This is a genomic window from Herbaspirillum lusitanum P6-12 (assembly GCF_000256565.1).
In the GTDB taxonomy this organism is placed as follows: domain Bacteria; phylum Pseudomonadota; class Gammaproteobacteria; order Burkholderiales; family Burkholderiaceae_D; genus Herbaspirillum; species Herbaspirillum lusitanum.
In genome coordinates this window covers 1-6,470 of record NZ_AJHH01000559.1, presented here as the reverse complement: position 1 = coordinate 6,470, position 6,470 = coordinate 1, and the positions used below count along the sequence as shown (strand labels likewise).

Here is a 6,470-nt window from a genome sequence, read left to right as displayed (position 1 = left end):
GCGCGTACGCCGGCGTGGATGCGGCGCACGCGTTCGATCAGGCGGGCGGCGTCGGCGCTGCTGCCGAACGTGGTTCCCGCGATAAACTGCGCGGTGCCGCGCAAGCGGCCAAGCATGTCTTGCTGAAATGTGGAATGATCCCACACGCCCGCCAGCGGCAGCGGGTGCAGCATCTGCAATAACAGAGCACCGATGCCGCCGATCAGCATCGAAGTGAAGTCGCTATGTACCTGCCAGCAGGCCGAATCCGGACCGAACAGGCCGGGGTCGCCCTTGGGCAGCCGGAAGTCCGGGCTGCCGGGCGGGCGGCTGATGCTGATGACGCTGGCTTCGATACGGGTGCGCAGGGCTTCCATGGGGTTTCTCGCAGGACGGGATGTCATGGTAAGGCGGATGTCATGGTAAAGCTTTTGTCAGTGAGCTGCAGAAGCGTGGCAAATAAGCAGAAAAGGGCTGGATAGCCCAAGAGTAGTAGCTTTCAGGCAAATTATTCTGAGTATAATAAAAGTCTTATTTCAGGGAACCAAAGTACATGTCAATGGTCGAGTTGGCGCTGCGTCGCCCTTACACCTTTATTGTGATGGCGATGCTGATCGTGCTGTCGACGCCGCTCGTCCTCATGAAAATGGCCACGGACATTTTCCCGGAAATCAATATCCCGGTCATCAGCATCATCTGGAACTACAACGGCCTGTCCGCCCAGGAAATGGGCCAGCGCATCGCCTCCCAGAATGAGCGCGGCCTGACCACCGTGGTCAGCGACATCGAACACATCGAATCGCAATCGCTGGCCGGCGTGGCCGTGATCAAGGTGTTCTTCCAGCCGACCGCCAACATCCAGAACGCCATTGCACAGACGGTCGCCTCGGTGCAGTCGCAACTGCGCCAGCTGCCGCCCGGCATCACGCCGCCGCTGGTGATCAAGTATTCCGCCTCCAGTATTCCGGTGATGCAATTGGCGCTGTCGAGCCCGACGCTGCCTGAGCAATCGCTGTTCGACGCCGCGATCAATACGCTGCGTCCGCAGCTGATCACGATTCCCGGCGTGGCCGTGCCGTTCCCTTACGGCGGCAAGACGCGTTTGATCTCGGTCGACCTGGATACCCAGGCATTGCAGGCGCGCGGCCTGTCGCCGGTCGACGTGGTCAACGCGGTCAACACGCAAAACCTGATCCTGCCGTCCGGCACCGCCAAGTTTGGCGGCACTGAATACACCGTCAAGATGAACGGCTCGCCGGAAGCCGTGGCCGGCCTCAACGACCTGCCGGTGCGCACCAGCAACGGCGCCACCACCTATCTGCGCGACGTCGCCTACGTACGCGACGGCTTTTCGCCGCAGACCAACGTGGTGCGCCAGGACGGCGTGCGCGGCGTCCTGTTGTCGGTGTTGAAGAACGGCGGCGCCTCCACGCTGGACATCGTCAACAACCTGCGTGCGCTGCTGCCGCAAGCGCAGCAGACCATGCCCTCCGACGTCAAGATCACGCCGCTGTTCGACCAGTCGCTGTTCGTCAAGGCGGCCGTCACCGGCGTCATCAGCGAGGCCCTCATCGCCGCCGGCCTGACCGCTGCGATGGTGCTGCTGTTCCTGGGCAACTGGCGCAGCACGCTCATCATCGGCCTGACCATTCCGCTGTCCATCATGGCGGCCATCCTGATCCTGGCGGCGCTGGGCGAGACACTGAACCTCATGACCCTGGGCGGGCTGGCGCTGTCGGTGGGCATCCTGGTGGACCAGGCCATTGTCACCATCGAGAACATCGAGCGCCACATGCACATGGGCAAGCCATTGCATGACGCCATCATTGTCGGCGCCGGCGAAATCGGCGTGCCGGCCTTCGTCTCGACCGTATGTATCTGTATCGTGTTCGTGCCGATGTTCTTCCTGTCGGGCGTGGCGCGCTTCCTGTTCGTGCCGCTGGCCGAAGCGGTGGTGTTCGCGATGGCGGCGTCGTATATCCTCTCGCGCACGCTGGTGCCGACGCTGGTGATGCTGCTGATGGGCGGCGTCCACGGAGCGGAGGGTGGAAACAGTGGCGGCAAGACCAGCCTGTTGCAGCGTTTGTACCGCGGCTTCGACAGTCGCTTCGAACACGTGCGCCGCGCCTACACGCTGGTGCTGTCGTCGCTGCTGTCGCACCGCCGTCGTTTCGCGCTGGCCTTCCTCGGTTTCTGCGTCTTGTCCTGCCTGCTGTATCCGTTCCTCGGCCGCGACTTCTTCCCCAACGTCGACGGCGGCCAGATCCGCCTGCACATGCGCATGCCGACCGGCACCCGCATCGAGGAAACCGCGCGCGCCGCCGACCAGGTTGAAGCCGCCATTCGCGAAATGATCCCGGCCCACGAGCTGGAAACCATCCTCGACAACATCGGTGTTCCCAACAGCGGCATCAATCTTTCGTACAGCAACGCCGGCACCATCGGCACGCTCGACGGTGAAATCCTGATGTCGCTGCATGAAGACCACCGGCCCACGGAGCAACTGGTCAGCATGCTGCGCGCCGAATTGCCCAAGCGCTTCCCCGGCATCGAGTTCTTCTTCCAGCCGGCCGACATCGTCACGCAGATCCTGAACTTCGGTCTGCCAGCCGCGATCGACGTGCAGTTCACCGGCCCCAACCTGCAGCAGAACGCCGAGCTGGCCGCGCAACTGACCAAGCAGATCCGCCAGATCCCCGGCGCGGTCGACGCCCACGTGCATCAGCGCCTCGACGGTCCGGCGCTGGACATGCAGATGGATCGTACGCGCTTGCAGCAGTTCGGCCTGTCCGCCGCCAACGTCGGCCAGAACCTGCTGATCGCGCTGGCCGGCAGTTCGCAGACGCAGCCGGCCTTCTGGCTCAATCCCAACAATGGCGTGGTCTACAACATCGCCGTGCAGTCGCCGCAATACCAGGTGGATTCGCTGGACGCCCTGCTCAATATTCCCGTGAGTCCAGGGGCCAACGCCAGCACCACGCCGCCGCAGTTGCTGGGCAACCTGGTCGATGTGCACGCCGGTCGCCAGATGGCGGTGGCCTCGCGCTACAACATCGCGCCGGCCATCGATGTCTATGTCAGCGTGCAGGGAACCGACCTGGCCAGCGTGGCCGGCAAGGTGAGCGCCCTGGTGGAACAGATCAAGCCCAAGCTGGCGCGCGGCAGCCAGGTAGTCATCCGCGGCCAGGTGGAAACCATGCAGTCTTCCTTCACCGGCCTGGGCGTGGGACTGGCCATGGCCATCGTGCTGGTCTACCTGCTGGTGGTGGTGAACTTCCAGTCGTGGATCGATGCGGCCATCATCATCGCCGCCCTGCCGGCGGCGCTGGCAGGCATTGCCTGGATGCTCTTCATCACCGGCACCACGCTGTCGGTGCCCGCCCTGACCGGGGCCATCATGACCATGGGCGTGGCCACGGCCAACAGCATCCTCATCGTCGCCTTTGCGCGCCAGCGCCGCGAAGAGGGCGCCACACCGCTGGCCGCTGCGCTGGAGGCAGGCTCCACCCGCATCCGTCCGGTGCTCATGACAGCGCTGGCCATGATCATCGGCATGATCCCGATGGCGCTCGGCCTGGGCGAAGGCGCAGAACAGAATGCACCGCTCGGGCGCGCCGTGATCGGCGGCCTGATCTTCGCCACCGTCTCCACTTTATTCTTCGTTCCCGTGGTTTTCGCGGGCGTTCACCAACGACTGGCGCGCCGCAAAGAAGCGCGCCGGCAAGACGGGCGCGGACCGGCCGACCAGCCGCCTCAGCCTCAGCAGCCGTAACAGGAGATTTGAAGCAATGTCGCAAGAACGTCATTCCCAACTCGGCATCCATCCCCTCGATCCGGGCGAGGCTGGAGAGCTGTTGAAGCGCCAGCAGATCGTGCGCCGCACGCGCCTCATTGTCATCGTCGTGCTGGTGTTGCTGGCCGTCGGCGCCGCGCGTACCGTGATCAGTCGCGTGTTCAACGCACGCGAACTGCAAGCCGGCACCACCGAGCGCGCCAAGCAATACGTCAAGACCGCCATTGCGAAAAGCAGCGACGCGACCCAGACGCTGTCGCTGCCCGGGACCTTGCAGGGCTACGTGCAGTCGCCGATTTCGGCTACCTGAAACGCTGGCACAAGGATATCGGCGCCCGCGTCGAAAAGGGCGAACTGCTGGCTGAACTCGACACGCCGGAAATCGACCAGCAACTGTCGCAGGCCGTGGCCGCGCGCCAGCAAGCCGCTTCCAGTCTCGAGCTGGCCAAGAGCACGGTCGATCGCTGGGAAGCATTGCGCAAGAAGGACGCCGTTTCGCAACAGGAGCTCGATGAACGCCGCAGCGCTTATTCGCAGGCGCGGTCCAACCTTGCCGCCGCCGACGCCAACGTCGAGCGCCTGCGCCAGGTGGAAGGCTTCAAGCGCATCGTGGCGCCCTTCTCGGGCATCATCACCCGCCGCAATGTGGATGTGGGCGACCTGATCGATCCGGGTGCCGGACGGGCGCTGTTCGTGTTGTCTCAGACAGACCCGCTGCGGGTCTATGTCAATGTGCCGCAGTCCTATGCCAATCTGGTCAAGCCGGGCCAGCAGGTCACGGTGACCCAGTCCGAGCTGCGCGGTCGCAAGTTCGAGGGCAAGGTGGCGCGCACCGCCGCCTCGATCGACACCACCACGCGCACCATGCAGGTCGAAGTGTCGCTGCCCAATCCCGACGGCGCACTGATGCCGGGCGCATTCGTGCAGGTGGCCTTGCCGCTCAAGCCGAGCGGCGCGCTGGTGGTCTCCACCGACGTCTTGCTGTTCCGCCGTGACGGCGCGATGGTGGCGGCGGTCGATGCCGGCAACAAGATCCGTCTCAAGCGCGTGCAGCTCGGCCGCAATTTCGGCCAGAGCGTCGAAGTGCTGGAAGGCATCAACGGCGACGAACGCCTGATCCTCAATCCGTCGGACTCCGTGGCCGAAGGCGATGAAGTTTCGGTGGCGGCCGAGACCGCCGCACCGAAGGACAAGGATAAAGACGGCAAGCCGGCTACAGAAAAGGCCAAGTCGTGATGTTGCGTCCACTCGTGACCGCAGTTGCCGTGGCTGCTACGCTGGCCGGTTGCGCCGTCGGTCCCGACTACCGCAAGCCCGACGTCGACATGCCGGTGACCTGGCAGCTCGACGCGCCGTGGCGGCAAGGCACGCCGGCTGATGAGCAAGCAAAAGGCCCGTGGTGGGAACGCTTCGGCGATGCGAAGTTGAACGCCTTGCAGCAGCAGGCGATCGACGGCAACCAGACCCTTGCCATCGCCGCCGCTCGTCTGACGCAAGCGCGCGCCTCGGCCAACGTCGCCTCGGCCGGCATGTATCCGCAGGTCGGCGTCAGCACGCGGACGTCGCGTCTGCGCATCGCCGGCAATCGCCCTCTGACGAATTACAATTCGCCCAACTTTTCCACGGTCCAGAATGATTTCGCGCTGGGCGCCAGCGTGAGCTACGAGGTGGACTTCTTCGGGCGGGTACAGCGCTCGGTGGAGGCGGCCGGCGCGGCGGCCGAGCAGTCCGCCGCCGACCTGGAAAACACCCGCCTGCTGCTCACGGCAGAACTGGCGACCAACTATTTCAACCTGCGCGAACTGGATGTCGAACTCGACGTACTGTCGCGTTCGATTGCATTGCAACGCAAGGCGCTGGAACTGGCGACTTCACGCCATGATCTGGGCGCCACCTCCGGCCTCGACGTGGCCCAGCAGCAGGCGCTGCTCGACACCACGCTGACCCAGGTCGACGTGCTGCGCAAATCGCGCGCGCAATATCAGCACGCGATCGCCACTCTGGTCGGCACGCCGGCGCCGCTGTTTTCGCTGGCGCCGGAACTGGTGCCGATGACGCCGCCGGCAGTGCCGCTGGGCGTGCCCTCGGACCTGCTGGAGCGCCGTCCCGACATCGCTTCGGCGGAACGCGCGATGGCCGCCGCCAATGCGCAGATCGGCGTGGCCAAGGCGGCGTTTTATCCGAGCATCATGCTGGCGCCGTCGTACGGCGTCGACAGCCGCAACATCGACACCTTGTTCAATGCGCCCAGCGTGGTATGGTCGCTCGGCGTATCGCTGGCGCAGACGATTTTCGACGGCGGTCGCGTCAGCGCCAACGTCGACTTCGCCAAGGGCGGCTATGCAGCATCGGTGGCCTCTTACCGGCGCGTGGTGCTGACCGCGATGCAGGAAGTGGAAGACGGCATCACCGGCGTCGCCGCACTGGACCGCGCCTACACGCAAGCGCAAGCGGCCATCGTCAGCGCACGGCGCGTGCTCGACCTTGCAAACAGCCGCTACGAAGGCGGCGTCTCGACTTACCTCGACGTTATTTCGGCGCAGCAGTCGCTGCTCAACAGCGAACGCCAGGCGGCGCAATTGCTCGGGCAACGCATGCTGACGTCGGTGTTCCTGATCAAGGCATTGGGCGGCGACTGGCCGGATGCGCAGGTCGCGCGGAAATAGCTGAACGAGAAAAGACGATTAAAAAAACGGGG

3 protein-coding genes and 1 pseudogene are annotated in these 6,470 nt (G+C 64.6%); 3 read left to right on the top strand and 1 reads right to left on the bottom strand.

All coding sequences use genetic code 11. The features are described 5' to 3' along the window. Nucleotides 1-356 (bottom strand): oxygenase MpaB family protein (locus HLUSI_RS0118615; protein WP_016835386.1); only part of this gene is annotated, 356 nt, incomplete at its 3' end. A 176-nt stretch (nt 357-532) separates the two neighbouring features. Here HLUSI_RS0118615 and HLUSI_RS0118610 point away from each other — a divergent pair. The 3 genes and pseudogenes from HLUSI_RS0118610 (at nt 533) to HLUSI_RS0118600 (ending at nt 6,438) form a co-directional block, all read left to right on the top strand. After that, nucleotides 533-3,751, top strand: a complete 3,219-nt coding sequence (locus tag HLUSI_RS0118610) for an efflux RND transporter permease subunit (protein WP_029363748.1) — start codon at nt 533-535, stop codon at nt 3,749-3,751. Between the two features lie 16 nt (nt 3,752-3,767). Continuing rightward, nucleotides 3,768-5,008: pseudogene (locus HLUSI_RS29530) on the top strand (efflux RND transporter periplasmic adaptor subunit). Then, a complete protein-coding gene (locus tag HLUSI_RS0118600) occupies nt 5,008-6,438 on the top strand; it encodes an efflux transporter outer membrane subunit (RefSeq protein WP_016835384.1) in 1,431 nt (476 codons plus the stop codon). The pseudogene HLUSI_RS29530 and the gene HLUSI_RS0118600 overlap by 1 nt, the downstream one beginning before the upstream one ends. Nucleotides 6,439-6,470: the final 32 nt, after the last annotated feature.